The sequence below is a fragment of the Pseudomonas sp. 21615526 genome (genome assembly GCF_013386245.1).
Taxonomy (GTDB): Bacteria; Pseudomonadota; Gammaproteobacteria; order Pseudomonadales; family Pseudomonadaceae; genus Aquipseudomonas.
This window is the reverse complement of sequence record NZ_JACAOM010000050.1, coordinates 20,496-38,668: the sequence shown is the minus strand read 5'-3', so window position 1 is coordinate 38,668 and position 18,173 is coordinate 20,496. Positions and strand designations below refer to the sequence as shown.

Below are 18,173 nucleotides of genomic sequence, written 5' to 3'. Positions count from 1 at the left end.
AATTACTCAGCGGTATGAGCGTCGGAGGCGCAGGCAGGTTTGCCCGCCGCGTATTTAAGACTGGGGTCGACCAGCGCATCAAAGCGTTTCAGCGCTTCGGAGCCGATCAGCAGCGGGTATTGGAAGGCGCTGCGGTCAGTCAAGTTCACTTCGATACTGCGTAAAGCGGTGCCCATGCAGATGTCCAGGGCGATGACTGGACGGGCGGTGTAGTTCTTGTCTTCATCGGGGTCGTAGTCACCGGCGCGGCGCTTGATCTTGCTCACGCGGGCCAGGGGACGCTCGATGGGGTGGGAGTGTGCGGTGTCAATGGCCAGGTAGAAGCGCACCCAGGACTCGCCGTTGCGCTTGAAGCGCTTGATGTCGCGGGCGCTCAAGGACGCGGTCTTGGCCCCGGTGTCGAGCTTGGCGGCCACTTCCAGGTCAATGCCGGCCAACTTGGCGTATTCATTGAGTCCATAAACGGTCTTCTCGGCAGCAACGCCAAGGCCCGGGATAAACAGTAGAAGCAAAAGGGGGAAGGGCTTGAGTCTCATAAATCCTGACGCGGTGCAGTGCGATGTTCAATTCAAGGCGACTGGCATTGCTGCGCAAGCTCCCTCGTGCGCCTTTTCATCCAGGGATGTGAGGCAAAAGTGGCCGGCATTCTAACATGAAGGTTTTCTGGCGCCAGCGCTGGCAGCCGGCCATGCCCCGATAGAGTGCAAGGCGGGTTATTAGACGATTGTCGACAATGTGTATTTATTCTTTGACTATCCGGGGCTGATTGGCTAGTTTTTGCGGCATTGCTTTTAAGGGTGTCGACAATATGCTGGATCAACTGGAAACCCCAGTGATGGCCCAAGACGATTCCCAGACCATGTCCGAGAACGTCTTCCGGCGTATCCAGGCCGCCATCGTCAAGGGCGAAATCGCCCCCGGCAGCAAGATCTCCGAGCCGGAACTGGCGCGCACCTATGGCATCAGCCGTGGCCCGCTGCGCGAGGCGATTCATCGCCTGGAAGGCCAGCGCCTGCTGGTGCGCATCCCCCATGTGGGCGCGCGAGTGGTCTCGTTGAGCCATGAAGAACTGATCGAACTCTACGAAATCCGCGAATCCCTGGAAGGCATGGCCTGCCGCCTGGCCGCCGAGCGCATGACCGACGCCGAGATCGAAGAGCTGCGCCAGGTGTTGCACACCCACGAGCGCGATGCGGCCTTCCAGGCCGGTGTCGGCTACTACCAGCAGGAAGGCGACTTCGATTTTCATTACCGGATAATTCAAGGCGCCGGTAATCGCACCCTGACCCAAATGTTGTGCGGCGAGCTGTATCAGTTGGTGCGCATGTACCGCATCCAGTTCTCCGCCACCCCCAATCGTCCACGCCAGGCCTTTGCCGAGCATCACCGCATTCTTGACGCGATTGCCGATCGCGACGGTGAACTGGCCGAGTTGTTGATGCGCCGGCATATCGGCGCCTCCAAACGCAACATTGCCCGTCACTTCCCGGACGGCGCTCCCCAATCACGAGGTGAGTCATGAGTTCCAATAACAACACCACTCCAGGCCAGCGTTTCCGTGACGCGGTTGCCAGCGAGCACCCGTTGCAGGTAGTCGGCGCGATCAACGCCAACCATGCGCTGCTGGCCAAGCGCGCCGGCTTCAAGGCGATCTACCTGTCGGGTGGCGGGGTGGCTGCCGGCTCCCTCGGTGTGCCGGACCTGGGCATCACCGGCCTGGATGACGTGCTGACGGACGTGCGCCGCATCACCGACGTGTGCGACCTGCCGCTGCTGGTGGACGTGGACACCGGTTTCGGCTCCTCCGCGTTCAACGTGGCGCGCACCGTCAAGTCGATGATCAAGTTCGGCGCGGCGGCGATCCATATCGAAGACCAGGTGGGCGCCAAGCGTTGCGGCCATCGCCCGAACAAAGAAATCGTGTCCCAGCAGGAAATGGTCGACCGCATCAAGGCTGCGGTGGATGCGCGTACCGATGACAGTTTCGTGATCATGGCCCGCACCGACGCACTGGCCGTGGAAGGTTTGGAATCCGCCCTGGAACGTGCCGCCGCCTGCATCGAGGCCGGCGCCGACATGGTCTTCCCGGAAGCCATCACTGAGCTTGAGATGTACAAGCTGTTCGCCTCCCGGGTGAAAGCACCGATCCTGGCCAACATCACCGAATTCGGTGCGACACCTCTCTATACCGTCGATCAACTGAAATCTGCGGATGTTTCCATCGTCCTGTACCCGCTCTCGGCCTTCCGCGCCATGAACAAGGCGGCCGAGAACGTCTACACCGCGATCCGTCGCGACGGCACCCAGCAGAACGTGATCGACACCATGCAAACCCGCATGGAGCTTTACGATCGCATCGACTACCACACCTTCGAGCAGAAGCTCGACGCGCTGTTCGCCGCCAAGAAGTAACGCGAGCGCCTCACTAATAACTACAAGATTGGAGATAACCATGGCCGAAGCAAAAGTACTCAGTGGAGCTGGCCTGCGTGGCCAGGTTGCCGGGCAAACCGCACTGTCCACCGTGGGCCAGGCCGGTGCCGGCTTGACCTATCGCGGCTACGACGTGCGCGAACTCGCCGCCGATGCCCAGTTTGAAGAAGTCGCCTACCTGCTGCTCTACGGCGAACTGCCGACCAAAGCCGAACTGGCCGCCTACACCGCCAAGCTCGGCAAACTGCGCGACCTGCCCCAGGCGCTGAAAGAAGTGCTGGAACGCATCCCCGCCGACGCGCACCCGATGGACGTGATGCGCACCGGCTGCTCGTTCCTGGGCAACATCGAGCCGGAGAAAGACTTCTCCGTGCAGCGCGACGTGACCGACCGCCTGCTGGCCGCGTTCCCGGCGATCATGTGCTACTGGTACCGCTTCAGCCACGACGGCCAGCGCATCAACTGCGTGACCGACGAGCCGTCCATCGGCGGGCACTTCCTGCACCTGCTGCACGACAAGAAGCCCAGCGACTTGCACGTCAAGGTGATGAACGTGTCGCTGATTCTCTACGCCGAGCACGAATTCAACGCCTCGACCTTCACCGCCCGCGTGTGTGCGTCGACCCTGTCGGACCTGTATTCCTGCGTCACCGCCGCCATCGGCTCCCTGCGTGGCCCGTTGCACGGTGGTGCCAACGAAGCGGCGATGGAGATGATCGAGCGTTTCTCTTCCGCCCAGGAAGCGGTGGAAGGCACCCTCGGCATGCTGGCGCGCAAGGACAAGATCATGGGCTTTGGCCACGCGATCTATAAAGACAGCGACCCGCGTAATGAAGTGATCAAGGCCTGGTCGAAAAAACTCGCGGACGAAGTGGGCGACACCGTGCTGTTCCCGGTTTCCGAAGCCATCGACAAGACCATGTGGGAGCAGAAGAAACTGTTCCCCAACGCCGACTTCTACCATGCCTCGGCGTACCACTTCATGGGCATCCCGACGAAGCTGTTCACCCCGATTTTCGTCTGCTCGCGGCTTACAGGATGGGCAGCTCACGTGTTCGAGCAGCGAGCCAACAACCGCATCATCCGTCCGAGCGCCGAGTACATCGGCGTTGAGCAGCGCAAGTTCGTGCCAATCGAACGTCGCTGAGTGGAGAAACCGCTGATCTTGGGGTGAAACCGGATCAAAAATGTGGGAGCGGGCTTGCTCGCGAAGGCGGTGTGACAGTCGCCATGTGTGTTGCATGACACACCGCTTTCGCGAGCAAGCCCGCTCCCACATTTTGATCGCATTCCACCTTGGATCAGCACCGGTTCTTCCTTTTGCAACTACCGTGACCGAGTCCTGACGATGAACACTGAACACCGCAAACCGCTCCCCGGCAGCCGCCTTGATTTCTTTGACGCCCGCGCGGCGGTCGATGCAATCACCCCCGGCGCCTACGCCACACTGCCGTACACCTCCCGCGTACTCGCGGAAAACCTGGTGCGTCGCTGCGACCCCGCAACCCTCAATGCCTCCTTGAGCCAACTGATCGAACGCAAGCGCGACCTCGATTTCCCATGGTTCCCGGCCCGCGTGGTATGCCACGACATCCTCGGCCAGACCGCCCTGGTGGACCTTGCCGGCCTGCGCGACGCCATCGCCCTGCAAGGCGGTGACCCGGCCCAGGTCAACCCGGTGGTGCCGACCCAACTGATCGTCGACCACTCCCTGGCCGTCGAAGCCGGTGGTTTTGACCCGCAGGCGTTCGAGAAAAATCGCGCCATCGAAGACCGTCGCAACGAAGACCGTTTCCACTTTATCGAGTGGACCAAAAAGGCTTTCAAGAACGTCGACGTGATCCCGCCGGGCAACGGCATCATGCACCAGATCAACCTGGAGAAAATGTCTCCGGTGATCCAGGTACGTGACGGCGTGGCCTTCCCGGATACCTGCGTCGGCACCGACAGCCACACGCCTCACGTTGATGCCTTGGGCGTGATCGCCATCGGCGTTGGCGGCCTTGAAGCAGAGAGCGTGATGCTCGGCCGCGCTTCGTGGATGCGCCTGCCGGAAAGTGTTGGCGTGGAGCTGACGGGCAAGCTGCAACCGGGCATCACCGCCACCGACATGGTGCTGGCGCTGACCGAGTTCCTGCGCAAGCAGAAAGTTGTCGGTGCGTGGCTGGAGTTCTTCGGTGAAGGTGCTTCGGCGCTGACTCTGGGCGACCGTGCCACCATCTCCAACATGGCCCCGGAATATGGCGCCACCGCCGCGATGTTTTACATCGACCAACAGACCATCGCCTACCTCAAGCTCACCGGCCGTGAAGACGAGCAAGTCACCCTGGTGGAGCAGTACGCTCGCCACACCGGCCTGTGGGCGGACGACCTCAAGGGCGCGCAATACGAGCGTGGCCTGAGCTTCGATTTGTCCTCGGTGGTGCGCAACATGGCCGGCCCGAGCAACCCCCACGCCCGCGTCGCCACCAGCGACCTGGCGGCCAAGGGCATCTCCGGCCAGTGGGATGACGTGCCGGGGCAAATGCCCGACGGCGCGGTGATCATCGCGGCCATCACCAGTTGCACCAACACCAGCAACCCGCGCAACGTGATTGCCGCCGGCCTGCTGGCACGCAATGCCAACAAGCTCGGCCTGGCCCGCAAGCCGTGGGTCAAGTCGTCCCTGGCACCGGGTTCGAAAACCGTCGCGATGTACCTCGACGAAGCCGGGCTGACCACCGAACTGGAGCAACTCGGTTTTGGTGTCGTGGCGTTCGCCTGCACCACCTGCAACGGCATGTCCGGCGCACTCGACCCGGTGATCCAGCAAGAGATCATCGACCGCGACCTGTACGCCACCGCCGTGCTTTCGGGTAACCGCAACTTCGACGGCCGTATCCACCCGTACGCCAAGCAAGCGTTCCTCGCGTCGCCGCCGCTGGTGGTGGCCTATGCGATTGCCGGCACCATCCGTTTCGACATCGAAAAAGACGTGCTGGGCCTGGACGCCAACGGCAAGGAAATCCGCCTCAAGGACATCTGGCCAAGCGACGAAGAAATCGACGCGGTGGTCAAGGCGTCGGTCAAGCCGGAGCAGTTTCGCCAGGTGTACATCCCGATGTTCGCGATCCACGAAGACACCGGCCCGAAGGTCACGCCGCTGTACGACTGGCGCCCGCAGAGCACCTACATCCGTCGCCCGCCGTACTGGGAAGGTGCCCTGGCCGGTGCACGTCCGCTCAAGGGCATGCGCCCGCTGGCGGTGCTGCCGGACAACATCACTACCGATCACCTGTCGCCGTCCAACGCGATCATGCCGGGCAGCGCCGCCGGCGAATACCTGGCGAAAATGGGCCTGCCGGAAGTCGACTTCAACTCTTACGCGACCCATCGTGGCGACCACTTGACCGCGCAGCGCGCCACCTTCGCCAACCCGAAACTGTTCAATGAAATGGTGGTTGAAGACGGCAAGGTCAAACAGGGTTCGCTGGCGCGCCTGGAGCCGGAAGGCAAGGTCACGCGCATGTGGGAAGCCATCGAAACCTACATGGAGCGCAAGCAGCCGCTGATCATCATTGCCGGCGCCGACTACGGCCAGGGTTCGTCCCGGGACTGGGCGGCCAAGGGCGTACGCCTGGCCGGTGTTGAAGCGATTGCCGCCGAAGGTTTCGAGCGCATCCACCGCACCAACCTGGTGGGCATGGGCGTGCTGCCGCTGGAGTTCCTGCCGGGCACCGACCGCAAGACCCTGAAGATCGACGGCACGGAAACCTACGACGTGATCGGCGAACGCACCCCGCGTGCGCAACTGACGTTGCTGATCAACCGCAAGAACGGCGAGCGTGTCGAGGTGCCGGTGACCTGCCGGCTGGACACGGCTGAAGAAGTGTCGATCTACGAGGCGGGCGGCGTGTTGCAACGTTTTGCCCAGGACTTCCTGGAATCGGCTGTAACTGCCTGATAACTGCGGCCGGGGTCAACGCCCCGGCCCATGAGGACCACCATGGCACACGTACCGCAGATCAAGATTCCCGCCACCTACATGCGTGGCGGCACCAGTAAAGGCGTGTTTTTCAGCCTCAAGGATTTGCCCGAGTCGGCCCAGGTGCCGGGCACGGCGCGGGATGCGTTGTTGTTGCGGGTGATCGGCAGCCCCGACCCGTATGACAAGCAAATCGACGGCATGGGCGGCGCGACTTCCAGCACCAGCAAAACCGTGATCCTGGCCAAAAGCACCCGCGCCGATCACGACGTGGATTACCTGTTCGGCCAGGTGTCCATCGACAAACCGTTCGTGGACTGGAGCGGCAACTGCGGCAACCTGTCGGCGGCGGTGGGTTCGTTCGCCATCAGCGCCGGCCTGGTAGATGCCGCGCGCATTCCGCACAACGGCGTGGCCGTGGTGCGGGTGTGGCAGGCGAATATCGCCAAGACCATCATCGCTCACGTACCGATCACCGACGGTGCGGTGCAGGAAACCGGCGACTTCGAACTCGACGGCGTGACCTTCCCGGCCGCCGAGGTGCAGTTGGAATTCATGGACCCGGCGGCGGAAGAAGAGGGCGGCGGTGGCTCGATGTTCCCTACCGGCAATCTGGTGGATGACCTGGAAGTGCCGGGTGTCGGCACATTCAAGGCGACGCTGATCAACGCCGGGATTCCCACCATCTTCATCAACGCCCAGGACCTGGGTTACACCGGCACCGAGTTGCAGGGCGCGATCAATGGCGACCCCAAGGCCCTGGCGATGTTTGAAACCATCCGCGCCCATGGTGCGCTGCGCATGGGCTTGATCAAACACCTGGACGAAGCGGCCCAGCGTCAGCACACGCCGAAGGTGGCGTTTGTGGCGCGGCCTGCGGACTACGTGGCGTCCAGCGGCAAGGCGATCAGGGCGGGTGATGTCGACCTGCTGGTGCGGGCGCTGTCCATGGGCAAGTTGCACCACGCGATGATGGGCACGGCGGCGGTGGCGATTGGCACGGCGGCGGCGATTTCCGGCACGCTGGTGAATTTGGCGGCGGGCGGCGTGGAGCGTAATGCAGTGCGGTTCGGGCATCCCTCCGGGACGTTGCGCGTAGGCGCCGAGGCCAGCCAGGTCGACGGTGAATGGGTCGTGAAAAAAGCCATCATGAGCCGCAGTGCGCGAGTGTTGATGGAAGGGTTCGTACGCGTCCCCGGCGACTCTTTCTAACCGATCATTCCCACGCTCTGCGTGGGAATGCATCCCGTGACGCTCTGCGTCACCCTTTTACGGGACGCAGAGCGTCCAAGGCGGCGTTCCCACGCAGAGCGTGGGAACGATCACCCTGACCCTGAGGATGGACCACACCTAACCCACTTTGGAGTACTGCCATGAGCGCCAACGTCGACCAGAACAACCGCCCCGACTACGACCAGGTCCTGCAGGACATCGCCGACTACGTACTGAGTTTCAGGATCGAATCCCGCGATGCCCTCGACACCGCCCGCAACTGCCTGATGGATACCCTCGGTTGCGGCCTGCTGGCCCTGCGTTTCCCGGAGTGCACCAAGCACCTGGGGCCGATCGTCGAAGGCACGGTGGTGCCGTTCGGCGCACGGGTGCCGGGCACCTCGTTCCGCCTGGACCCGGTCAAGGCCGCATGGGACATCGGCTGCATCGTGCGCTGGCTCGACTACAACGACACCTGGCTTGCCGCCGAATGGGGTCACCCTTCCGATAACCTCGGTGGCATCCTCGCGGTCGCCGACCATCTCTCGCAAAAACGCGTGGCCAACGGCGACGCACCGCTGACCGTGCGGGCAGTGCTTGAGGCGATGATCATGGCCCACGAAATCCAGGGTGTGATTGCCCTGGAAAACTCCTTCAACCGTGTCGGCCTTGACCACGTGCTGCTGGTGAAAGTCGCCTCCACCGCCGTCACCGCCAAGCTGATGGGCGCCAACCGTGAGCAACTGCTGTCGGCCCTGTCCCAGGCGTTTGTCGATGGCCAGGCATTGCGTACTTACCGTCATGCGCCGAACGCCGGTTCGCGCAAGTCGTGGGCGGCGGGGGACGCGTCGAGTCGCGGGGTGCGCCTGGCGGATATCGCCATGCGCGACGAGATGGGCATTCCCGGTGTGTTGAGCGCGCCGCAGTGGGGCTTCTATGACGTGCTGTTCAGCCACACCAACAAGGACCTGGCGCTCAAGCCCGAAGACAAGCGCGCCTTCAGCCTGTCGCAGCCCTACGGCACGTATGTGATGGAGAACGTACTGTTCAAGATCAGCTTCCCCGCCGAGTTCCACGCACAAACCGCCTGCGAGGCAGCAGTCACCCTGCACCCACAGGTGAAGCACCGCCTGCATGAGATCGACAGGATTGTCATCACCACCCACGAGTCGGCGATCCGGATCATCTCCAAGGTCGGGCAGTTGGCCAACGCGGCGGACCGCGATCATTGCCTCCAGTACATGACCGCTGTACCGCTGGCGTTTGGCAACCTGGTGGCCGAGCAATACGAAGATGAATTCCACGCGGCCCATCCGATCATCGATGAGCTGCGCGAAAAGATGGTCATCGTCGAGGAGCCGCGCTACAGCCGCGAATACCTGGAGGCCGACAAGCGCTCCATCGCCAATGCGGTGCAGGTGTTCTTCAAGGATGGTTCCAGCACCGAACAGGTGGCCGTGGAATACCCGATTGGCCACCGTCGCCGTCGGGTGGATGGCATTCCGTTGCTGGAAGACAAGTTCAAGGCCAACCTGGCGACCCGGTTTACCGCGCAGCGCAGTGCCGAGATTTTTGCGCTGTGCAAGGATCAGGCACGGCTTGAGGCCACTCCGGTAAACCGGTTTGTGGACCTGTTCGTCATCTGAAGAACACCACTGGTCAAATGTGGGAGCGGGCTTGCTCGCGAATGCGGAGTGTCAGCCAATACATATATGGCTGATCCACCGCATTCGCGAGCAAGCCCGCTCCCACATTAAACCTACATGCTGCCTTCCACATCATCCAGGCTGAACGTCTCGGTATGGTCGTCATAGGAGAAGATCTCCGCATACCGCCCCCAGGCCACCACGCTTTCCAGGGTTTTCTCCACAAAGGCTTCCGTCATCGAGTCTTCCAGTTCCTGCTCGAAGCGCACCCGTGGCGCCCGGTGGCCGCTGCGCTCAAGCAACACCTGGTGAATGCGCGCGGCCAATGGCACGTGGCGGATCAAGTGTTCGGCGAACAGGGTTTTACGCTCCTGGGTGCCGTAGTCGGCGAACAGTTTGCCGGCATCGGTCAGGGTGATATCGGCACCCTTGAGTTCGGCGAAGCCCAAATGCTCAAGCATCTCCGCCACCGGGAACAGATCGTCGACTTCCAGCAAACGCCGTTCAGCCACGGTAGGCAGGCCGGCGTGGCCATTGTAGGGCTCGGCGGCCAGGGTTTCGATCAGGCCAGCCATCAGGTTGGTGGAGACTTCCGGCAACAGGCTGCCCATTTTCAGCTCAGGCAAACCTCTGCTCGCGTCGGCGCTGCGGCGGTCGGTCATCAGGGCGTAGATGTCGTCGACCATTTGCCGGAAGGTCGGGTCCAGGCGGTTGCGCGGGTGTGCAAACGGCACCTTGATCTCGGCCACCACCCGGCCAGGGTTGGACGACAGCACCAGGATGCGGTCGCACATCAGCACCGCTTCTTCGATGTTGTGGGTCACGATCAGGATCGACTTGATCGGCAGTTGCTTGCCGCTCCACAGATCCAGCAGGTCGGTGCGCAGGGTTTCGGCGGTGAGTACATCCAGCGCCGAGAACGGTTCGTCCATCAGCAGCAGGGTCGGGTTCACCACCAGCCCGCGGGCGAAACCCACGCGTTGGCGCATGCCGCCGGACAGTTCGCGCGGGTAGGCGTTTTCAAAACCGTCCAGGCCGATCAGGTCGATGGCCGCCAGGGCGCGCCTGCGGGTTTCCTTGCGTTCGACCTGCAAGGCTTGCAGGCCTGCTTCAACGTTTTCCAGCACGGTCAGCCACGGGAACAGTGCGAAGGTCTGGAACACCATGGCCACGCCTTCGGCCGGGCCGTTGAGTGGCGCGCCGTTGTAGCGCACTTCGCCCGACGACGGCTGGATCAGCCCGGCGATGATGCGCAGCAAGGTCGACTTGCCCGAGCCGGACCGGCCGAGCATGCCGACAATCTCGCCTTCGTGCAGGCTCAAGTTCACGCCGCTGAGGACTTGCAGCTCGTCTTTACCTTTGCCGAACACCCGGTTCACGTTTTTCAACGAGTAGATTTCCGGAGTGTCGGCGGCATGCTCGGTATAGGTAGTCATCACAGCGAGTCCCATCAATTCAGACGAAGTTTGTTTTCAGCCATGGCGTACATCGGCCGCCACACAGCGCGGTTGAACGCCACCACGAAGATCGACATCACCACCACGCCCAGAGCGATCTTCGGGAAGTCGCCGGCCGCGGTGGTTTGTGCGATGTAGGCGCCCAGCCCGTGGGCGACCACGTTGTCGTGGCCCCAGGACACGTACTCGGACACGATACTGGCGTTCCAGGCACCGCCCGAGGCGGTAATGGCGCCGGTGACGTAGTACGGGAAAATCCCCGGCAGCATCACCTTGCGCCACCACAACCAGCCGCGAATGCGGAAGTTGGCGGCGGCTTCCTTGAAGTCATTCGGGAACGCGCTGGCTCCGGCGATCACGTTGAACAGGATGTACCACTGGGTGCCCAGCACAATCAGCGGGCTCAGCCAGATATCCGGGTTGAGGTTGTAGTGCAGGATCACGATGACGAACACCGGGAACAGCAGGTTCGCCGGGAAGGCCGCAAGGAACTGCGCCAGCGGCTGGATTTTTTCCGCAAGCGCAGGGCGCAAGCCGATCATCACGCCCAGCGGCACCCAGATCAGCGAGGCGATCAGGATCAGGCCGACCACCCGCAACAACGTGATCAGCCCTAGCACGAATACATGGCCGACTTCGGCCAGGGTCACTTCGGTGCCGACGTACTGCACGATGTGGTACAGCGCATAAGCGGCCAGCAGCGCGATGAGTGCGCCCCATACCCAGTCGATCACTTTTGACGCTTTCGGGGTTTCTGCCGGCAGCGCCTTGAGTGCACCGCCCGCGAGGCTGAAGCGCTTGTTGCCAATGCGGCTGATGGCGCGGGTGACAGGCCGCAGGATGCGCTGGACGATGCGCGTGCGCTGGATCAGGTTCAGCAGCCAGGATTGCGGCGCGGCACCCTGGGAGGCGGTGGTTTCCATGCGGAACTTGTCGGCCCAGGCCACCAGTGGGCGGAACAGGAACTGGTCGTACATCAGGATGACCACAATCATCGCCAGGATCACGTAGCCCACGGCGTGCAGGTCTTTCTGGGCAATCGCCAGGGCCAGGTATGAGCCCACGCCCGGCAAGGTGATGGTCTTGTCACCGACGGTAATGGCCTCGGAGGCGACCACGAAAAACCAGCCGCCGGACATGCTCATCATCATGTTCCACACCAGCCCGGGCATGGCGAAGGGCACGTCGAGCTTCCAGAACCGCTGCCAACCGGAAAGTCGCAGGTTGGTCGACACTTCCACCAGGTCATGGGGCAGCATGCGCAGCGACTGGTAGAAGCTGAACGTCATGTTCCAGGCCTGGCTGGTGAAAATCGCAAAGATGGCCGCGAACTCCGCGCCGAGCACACGCCCGGGGAACAGCAGCAGGAAGAACGTCACTGTGAACGAGATGTAACCCAGCACTGGTACTGATTGCAGGATGTCGAGCACGGGCACCAGCAGTTTCTCGGCGCGCCGGCTTTTGGCGGCCAGGGTGCCGTACAACAGGGTGAACACCAGCGCTGCAACCATCGCCGCCAGCATGCGCATCGTGGTGCGCATCGCGTATTCCGGCAGGTTGGCCGGGTCCAGCGAGATCACTTCACTCTGCAGGGTGGCGATAGGCGCCCAGGTTTCCCGCGCAGTGATGGAGAAAAACAGTAAAAAGCCGATCACCAGGGGCAGGGCGACCAAATCCCAGCGGTTGGGTAGCAAGCGCAATGTGGATGCAGGGATGTAGTGACGGAACACTCTTTTCATAGGCAGTCATTCCTGCAGCGTTCAGGTTCAGGGGCGTGATGGGAGTGAGCTTAGCTGCTGCACGAATGACCCACCGAGAAGGGCGGGCGCTGTTTTCGCGAGTCAGGGGCAACGAGGCGTTGCTGGCGGGATTGTACGTTTCTGAATGTTACAAGCGCATAAATTTGCTGTCAGTTTCCTGTACGAACGGCGACTAGGGCGTCGGCGCCCCGGTCGTCGCTCGGCGGTTATTCAAACCGCAGGATCACCCTGCGATTGTGTTTGCTCTTCTTCTCGATTTTTTCGCAGAACACCCGGCCGATTTCCTCGGTATTGGTCACATGGGTGCCGCCGCAGGGCTGGATATCGATCCCGGCGATTTCAATCACCCGTACTGCCCCCTGGATGACCGGTGGCGCCACCGCCTGGGTGCGAGTGATCTGCAGCAGGGTTGAATACTCCGAGGCGGGCATGGACAGGGTTTTCACCCCATGAGCCTGTTCGATCAAGGCATTGAGGTCACGGGTGATGGTCTCTTTGTCGAGGGTCATTTCCGGCAGGTCGAAATCCAGGCGGCCCTTGTCGGCGCCGATGCTGCAACCGGTCACCGGAGCGTCGATGATCGAGCACAGGAGGTGCAGGCAGGTGTGCATTTTCATGTGCTGGTAGCGACGTTCCCAGTCCAGGCTGGCGTCTACCTGCATCCCGGCGGCCAGTTGCTCGGGGCAGTGTTCTACCTGGTGCCAGATGATCGAGCGCAGCACCGGGTCACGCACGGTGCCGGTGATGTCGACGCGGCTGCCGTCGGGCAGGATGAAATGACCGGTGTCCCCCGGTTGGCCGCCGCCGGTGGGGTAGAACAGCGTGTGCTCCAGGGCGATTCCCTGTTCGCTGACGGCAATCACCCGCGCACTGAAGGCATTCTGGTAAGGCGCGCTGTCGAACAGCGCGAGGGTTTCCATGGTGTGCACGGACATGTTCAACCTCCGACGATCAGTGGGCTGGCTTGCAGCAGGCGACGAACCATCGCGCTCAAGCCAGGAGGAGATAGCAGGGTGATTTCAAATTCGGGCCCGGTCACTTTCAGGTTCAGCGGCAGGCGCGGCGGGTAGGCGTTGGTTTCGATGTGCCGCAGGCGGAATTGCAGGTGATGACGTTCCTTGACTGTCGGCTCCAGCAGCAGGCCGGGCAGGGGATGAAAGTCAGCGTCCAATACCGTCACCTTGTGGCTGGCGTTGACTTCGCCCACCACGTGCAGGCGTTCGTCGAGGGCAAACGCGCCGAGGTAATTGCTGTGGTCCGACTCATCGTTTTTCTGCAACTGGATCTGGTTGACCACCTTGACCTTGGTGCCGGCCGGCACGTCCTGGGTGATCACGCAGGACGGACTGATGAACACGTTGTCACCGATCAGCACGTAACCGAGCACCCGCGCGCCGGAGCCGACTTCCACGTTGTTGCCCAGCCGCGGGTGGCGCTTGCCGTCCGGGTTGTTGGCGATGCCCCGGGCGCCGAGAGTCACGCCGCAGAGGATGTAGCAGTCGTTGCCGATCTCGCAGGTTTCACCGATGACCGTGCCGTAACCGTGGTCCAGCACAAAGCGCCGGCCGATCCGCGCCGCGGGGTGAATTTCGGCGCCGGACAGGATCTTGCCCTGGTTGCTCAGCTTCAGGGCGATGGCGGAAAACACGCCGTTGTTCTTGTCCGGGAAATTCCACACCAGGTGCGCCAGGCGGTAATACAGCACGGCCTTGAACGAGGCGTAGGACTCCAGGATCAGCTCTCCGCGCCCACGGGACGCCGGGTCGCGCCAGGCATAGGCGATCAGGTCTTCGGCCACCGCCTGGGCCGCCGCCTGGATCAGCGGCGCGAGATGCGCCTCCAGCTGCTTCAGCTGCGCAGGCGTAAGCGTGGTGATGAGGTGGGTGAGCAACTCATCGTGCAGTTGTTGCATGTCGATAAAGCCCCCCATGGAGGCACCCCCGCAATAGTTGTTATTCAAAACAGGGCAGATAGCTGTCGGCACTGTCGTAGACCATGGTCAGCACGACGGTGTCGGTGGGCAGCTCCGGCGCCAGCTTGGCGATGGCTACCATGTTGGCGGCCGACGACAGCCCGAGGCTGATGGCGTCGGTGCGCATGATGCGTTTGATCATGTCGAGGCATTCCTGGCGCGACACCTTGAGCATTCCGTCAATGATCGCGACGTTGAGAATGCTCGGGATCAAGCCGATCGACAGGCCCTGGATATGGTGCGGCGCATGGCGGTCGCTGAGCAGGTCGCACTCTTCCGGCTCCACCCCCATCACGCGGATCGCCGGCCAGGTGCTCTTGAGGGTTTCGCCGATGCCGGTGATATGGCCCCCGGTGCCGATGCCGCTGACGAAGTAGTCCACACGCAGCTCGCCGAAGGCGCGGATGATTTCCCGGGCGGTGGTGTCACGGTGGGTCTGCGGGTTGGCGCCGTTGCGCTGCTGGTTGAGCATCACGTAGCTGGGGTTTTCCAGCTGCAGCTCCATGCACTTTTCGCCGTGGGAATTGTTGCCCAGGCGGCTGTCCGACAGCACCACCCTGGCGCCGTACAGGCGCAGCAGTTTCTGCTTCTCGGGGCTGTAGTTGTCGGGGATCACCAGCACCACTTTGTAGCCCAGCACGTTACCGGCCATCACCAGGCCGATGCCGGTGTTGCCGCCGCTGGGCTCAATGATGGTTTGCCCTGAGCCACGAATCAGAATGCCCCGGCGCTCGGCGTCGAGGATCATGCCCAGGGCGATGCGTGCCTTGTGGCTACCGCCGGGGTTGAGGGATTCCAGCTTGGCGTAGACCTCGATGCCGAGGTCTTCGGAAAACTGTTCCAGGCGCACGATGGGCGTTTGGCCAATGGCGTCGAGTATCGAGTTATGCAACATCAAGTAAGAGCCCATGGCCGCTGATCAGTACAAAGGCATGTCGGGTTCGACGTCGCGAACCCAGTGTTTCATGCCACCTTGCAGTACTTTGGTGTTGGCGAATCCGGCGGCCAGCAAGGTGCTGGCGGCTTGCTCCGCGCGGGTCCCGGCGTAGCAGATGAGGTAGTGCGTGTTGTCGCGGCTGAGGTTGGCGAGTTGCCCGTCGAGCTCGGCCAGCGGGATGTGCACCACCCCCGGCAACTTGCACACTTCCAGCTCGCTGGCGTCCCGCACATCCAGCAGTACGTCGGCCTTGCTGTGTTGCTCGAGCAGTTGCTTGAGCACCCGCGGCCTGATGTAGCGTTCTTCGGCCAGGGAAGGTTGGCTTGGCAGGGCGTCGGCGCAGACGGCGGGGGCGATGGTTTGGCTGTGGCGCAGTTCCGAGCAGCAAGGGCAGTCGGCGCGGCGCTTGAAGCGGATCTCGCTGAACTTCATCGCCAGCGCATCAAAGCGCATCAGCCGGCCCGAGAGTGGTTCGCCAATGCCGATCAGCAGCTTGATCGCCTCGGTGGCCTGGATCATCCCGACCACCCCGGGTAATACGCCGATGACCCCGCCGGCGCTGCAGTTGGGCGCCAGTTCCGCCGGTGGTGCCTGGGGAAACAGGCAGCGATAGCACGGCCCGCCTTTATAGTTGAGCACGCTGATCTGCCCGTCGAAGCGGTAGATGGCGCCGTACACCAACGGCTTGCCCAACTGCACGCAAGCGTCGTTGACCAGGTAGCGGGTTTCGAAATTGTCGGTGCCGTCGATCACCAGGTCATAGGCGCCCACCAGTTCCAGGGCGTTGTCGGTGTTGAAGGCGGTGTCGTAGGTGTTGATCCGGATGTGGCTGTTGAGGTCCTGCAAGCGCTGCTTGGCGGACTCGACCTTGGGCAGGCCCAAGGTGCTGTTGCCGTGGACGATCTGGCGTTGCAGGTTGCTGCTTTCCACCACGTCGAAATCCACCAGCCCCAGGGTGCCGATGCCGGCTGCCGCCAGGTACAGACTGATGGGCGAACCGAGGCCGCCGGTGCCGATGATCAGCACGCGGGCTTTCTTCAGGTTCAACTGGCCTTCGCGGCCGACGCCGGGCAGGGTGATGTGGCGCACGTAGCGCTGCACTTCTTCGTTGCTCAGTTGGTCGACGTCCATGCCGCCGGAAGTGGCCAGCAACACTTCGATTTTGGCTTTTTCGGGCAACCGGTCGTTGGCGTCGATCAGTTCCTCTTCGGCGGTGAACAGGAAGTGTTCCTTGAGCTGGTTGTTCTCGTAGAGCAGGTGCGCCCGCAATTGCGGGTGCTCGATGCAAAGGTTTTCAATGACTTCGCGCAATGTCGATCCGGCACCCTCGAGGGTCGATGCTGGCAGCTTGGCCACGCGGACCAGGATGTCGGGGAAAGAGACAGCGTTCATGCACAACTCCGTTTGCAGGTCGTTGAAGGGTTTTTGGGCGAAGTGTTTGCCATCCCAGGCAAACAGCTTGGAACCTTGGGTCTTGCCCTGGCGAACATCCACCACCAGGTAACTTACGGGGTAGATCGGCTCGCCCATGAAGAGGGCCTTGTCCTGGTCTTCGTCGCTGAAATACGCGCCGACGTCAGGGTGGGAGTGGTAGATCACCACCACCGGGTTATCACTGCGAAACGCCTTGTTCATCATCAGCGTGTCGGCCACCGAAAAGGTGTAGCCGTTGGCGGCGCTGCGCGAATACATATCCGGGTTCTTGCTGTGCAGCTCGTTCTGGATGTTGCTGCCCAGGTACACGCTGCCATCGGCGAAAACGAAACCGCAGCATTCCTCGGGGTAGCTGCGGTCGGCGTGGGAGTAGATCTGCTCCAGTGCGCTTGGGCTCAGGACCTTCATCTCAGTTTTTCTTCGCCAGGAGCTTTTCGATGGGCAGCTTGGTGATGGCAAAGCCGGCCAGCAGGATCGCCGAATACATCATCAGGTCCCTGGAAATCTGCACGCCCTCGTACCAGGCCCCGATGATCACCGCGAACACCGGGAAGATGATGAACACGAAGGACAAAATGATCGGGCTCAGGCGCTTTAGCAGCATGAAATACACGATAAAACCGCCCACCGAGGCCACCAGCCCGAGGTAGAACAGCGCACTCCAGGAACGCAGGGTGATGTCTTCAAAGGTCGGGGTTTCAAACCACAGCCCGGCGACAAACAGCATCAACCCGGCGATGCCGATGGGCAGGGTGTTGTAGGTGATCACGCTGATGGCGCTGCCTTGTTTCTTGGTAATCACGTAGCACAAGGCATGCATGATCGCCGCAGCCAGGATCGCCAGCACGCCGAAGAACTCGGCATGGTCCAGGTGCAGGCCCTGGCTCTTGATGATCATGTACAGGCTGCCGAACCCGATGGCGATACCGATCACCTGGGAAAAGTAGATGCGCTCGCGCAGGAACAGCGCGGAGAAAATCAGGATAAACACCGGCATGCAGCTGAACAGCAGCGCGGTGAGGCCGGACGAGACATGCATCTCGCCGTAGTTGAGCAGGTAATACGGAATGCTGAAGTAGGACAGCGTCACAAACACGAAGAACCAGCGGCTTTCCCGGGGAAACAGGATCGGCTCGCGGCGCACCCAGGCGAAACACAGGAACAGCGGAAATGCGATCAGGAACCGCAGCCCGGCGGAGGTCAGCGGTGGCACGCTTTCCACAGCGATCTTGATGCCCAGCCAGGTAGTGCCCCAGCTGAGACACACGATCAGGAACATCACACTGGTAATCAGCCCGGCCAACCACTGCTTGTGAGTTTTTGTTTTTTCAGCATTTTCGAGAACGGCGGACATTGGC

14 protein-coding genes are annotated in these 18,173 nt (G+C 62.0%); 6 read left to right on the top strand and 8 right to left on the bottom strand.

Going from position 1 to position 18,173, the window contains the following annotated elements; all coding sequences use genetic code 11:
* Nucleotides 1–2: 2 nt before the first annotated feature.
* Nucleotides 3–536 (bottom strand): ATP-dependent zinc protease, encoded by a 534-nt coding sequence (locus HX786_RS15610; RefSeq protein WP_023659091.1) that lies wholly within the window; start codon nucleotides 534–536, stop codon nucleotides 3–5.
* 272 nt (nucleotides 537–808) lie between these two features.
* On the opposite strand from HX786_RS15610, the gene HX786_RS15605 reads away from it, so the two are divergent.
* From HX786_RS15605 to prpD, 6 genes are all read left to right on the top strand, one after another.
* A complete protein-coding gene (locus HX786_RS15605; RefSeq protein WP_008432676.1) occupies nucleotides 809–1,522 on the top strand; it encodes a GntR family transcriptional regulator in 714 nt (237 codons plus the stop codon).
* Nucleotides 1,519–2,412, top strand: a complete 894-nt coding sequence (prpB, locus tag HX786_RS15600; protein ID WP_003214976.1) for a methylisocitrate lyase — start codon at nucleotides 1,519–1,521, stop codon at nucleotides 2,410–2,412. The genes HX786_RS15605 and prpB overlap by 4 nt, the downstream gene beginning before the upstream one ends.
* Nucleotides 2,413–2,452: 40 nt before the next feature.
* Entirely contained in the window at nucleotides 2,453–3,580 is a 1,128-nt protein-coding gene (prpC, locus tag HX786_RS15595) for a 2-methylcitrate synthase (RefSeq protein WP_008432675.1), read from the top strand.
* Nucleotides 3,581–3,781: 201 nt separating this feature from the next.
* A complete protein-coding gene (acnD, locus tag HX786_RS15590) occupies nucleotides 3,782–6,376 on the top strand; it encodes a Fe/S-dependent 2-methylisocitrate dehydratase AcnD (protein WP_134325935.1) in 2,595 nt (864 codons plus the stop codon).
* Nucleotides 6,377–6,418: 42 nt separating this feature from the next.
* On the top strand, nucleotides 6,419–7,609 hold the full coding sequence (gene prpF / locus HX786_RS15585) for a 2-methylaconitate cis-trans isomerase PrpF (RefSeq protein WP_178912309.1): 1,191 nt from the start codon (nucleotides 6,419–6,421) through the stop codon (nucleotides 7,607–7,609).
* A gap of 161 nt (nucleotides 7,610–7,770) precedes the next feature.
* Nucleotides 7,771–9,255 (top strand): 2-methylcitrate dehydratase, encoded by a 1,485-nt coding sequence (gene prpD, locus HX786_RS15580; protein ID WP_178912308.1) that lies wholly within the window; start codon nucleotides 7,771–7,773, stop codon nucleotides 9,253–9,255.
* A gap of 113 nt (nucleotides 9,256–9,368) precedes the next feature.
* Here the strand turns inward: prpD and HX786_RS15575 are convergent, their stop codons facing one another.
* The 7 genes from HX786_RS15575 to HX786_RS15545 all read right to left on the bottom strand — a co-directional run bounded on the left by HX786_RS15575 (nucleotide 9,369) and on the right by HX786_RS15545 (nucleotide 18,118).
* Nucleotides 9,369–10,691: an AAA-associated domain-containing protein gene (locus tag HX786_RS15575; RefSeq protein ID WP_178912307.1), complete on the bottom strand. Its 1,323-nt coding sequence runs from the start codon at nucleotides 10,689–10,691 to the stop codon at nucleotides 9,369–9,371.
* Between the two features lie 14 nt (nucleotides 10,692–10,705).
* Nucleotides 10,706–12,451, bottom strand: a complete 1,746-nt coding sequence (locus HX786_RS15570; protein WP_003214988.1) for an ABC transporter permease subunit — start codon at nucleotides 12,449–12,451, stop codon at nucleotides 10,706–10,708.
* A gap of 227 nt (nucleotides 12,452–12,678) precedes the next feature.
* On the bottom strand, nucleotides 12,679–13,407 hold the full coding sequence (locus HX786_RS15565; RefSeq protein ID WP_003214990.1) for an alanyl-tRNA editing protein: 729 nt from the start codon (nucleotides 13,405–13,407) through the stop codon (nucleotides 12,679–12,681).
* Between the two features lie 2 nt (nucleotides 13,408–13,409).
* On the bottom strand, nucleotides 13,410–14,402 hold the full coding sequence (locus tag HX786_RS15560; RefSeq protein WP_003214992.1) for a serine O-acetyltransferase: 993 nt from the start codon (nucleotides 14,400–14,402) through the stop codon (nucleotides 13,410–13,412).
* A 22-nt stretch (nucleotides 14,403–14,424) separates the two neighbouring features.
* Nucleotides 14,425–15,339 (bottom strand): PLP-dependent cysteine synthase family protein, encoded by a 915-nt coding sequence (locus HX786_RS15555; protein WP_043225528.1) that lies wholly within the window; start codon nucleotides 15,337–15,339, stop codon nucleotides 14,425–14,427.
* Between the two features lie 24 nt (nucleotides 15,340–15,363).
* Nucleotides 15,364–17,223, bottom strand: a complete 1,860-nt coding sequence (gene moeB / locus HX786_RS15550; protein ID WP_178912306.1) for a molybdopterin-synthase adenylyltransferase MoeB — start codon at nucleotides 17,221–17,223, stop codon at nucleotides 15,364–15,366.
* 1 nt (nucleotide 17,224) lies between these two features.
* The gene (locus tag HX786_RS15545) at nucleotides 17,225–18,118 is read right to left on the bottom strand and encodes a DMT family transporter (RefSeq protein WP_178912313.1); all 894 of its coding nucleotides are present in this window, start codon (nucleotides 18,116–18,118) and stop codon (nucleotides 17,225–17,227) included.
* Between the last annotated feature and the right edge of the window lie 55 nt (nucleotides 18,119–18,173).

Excerpts from the sequence above, each read along its gene's own strand:
- HX786_RS15610 (WP_023659091.1), bottom strand. The coding sequence starts at position 536 with ATGAGACTCAAGCCCTTCCCCCTTTTGCTTCTACTGTTTATCCCGGGC.
- HX786_RS15605 (WP_008432676.1), top strand. The coding sequence starts at position 809 with ATGCTGGATCAACTGGAAACCCCAGTGATGGCCCAAGACGATTCCCAG.
- prpB (WP_003214976.1), top strand. The coding sequence starts at position 1,519 with ATGAGTTCCAATAACAACACCACTCCAGGCCAGCGTTTCCGTGACGCG.
- prpC (WP_008432675.1), top strand. The coding sequence starts at position 2,453 with ATGGCCGAAGCAAAAGTACTCAGTGGAGCTGGCCTGCGTGGCCAGGTT.
- acnD (WP_134325935.1), top strand. The coding sequence starts at position 3,782 with ATGAACACTGAACACCGCAAACCGCTCCCCGGCAGCCGCCTTGATTTC.
- prpF (WP_178912309.1), top strand. The coding sequence starts at position 6,419 with ATGGCACACGTACCGCAGATCAAGATTCCCGCCACCTACATGCGTGGC.
- prpD (WP_178912308.1), top strand. The coding sequence starts at position 7,771 with ATGAGCGCCAACGTCGACCAGAACAACCGCCCCGACTACGACCAGGTC.
- HX786_RS15575 (WP_178912307.1), bottom strand. The coding sequence starts at position 10,691 with ATGACTACCTATACCGAGCATGCCGCCGACACTCCGGAAATCTACTCG.
- HX786_RS15570 (WP_003214988.1), bottom strand. The coding sequence starts at position 12,451 with ATGAAAAGAGTGTTCCGTCACTACATCCCTGCATCCACATTGCGCTTG.
- HX786_RS15565 (WP_003214990.1), bottom strand. The coding sequence starts at position 13,407 with ATGTCCGTGCACACCATGGAAACCCTCGCGCTGTTCGACAGCGCGCCT.
- HX786_RS15560 (WP_003214992.1), bottom strand. The coding sequence starts at position 14,402 with ATGGGGGGCTTTATCGACATGCAACAACTGCACGATGAGTTGCTCACC.
- HX786_RS15555 (WP_043225528.1), bottom strand. The coding sequence starts at position 15,339 with ATGTTGCATAACTCGATACTCGACGCCATTGGCCAAACGCCCATCGTG.
- moeB (WP_178912306.1), bottom strand. The coding sequence starts at position 17,223 with ATGAAGGTCCTGAGCCCAAGCGCACTGGAGCAGATCTACTCCCACGCC.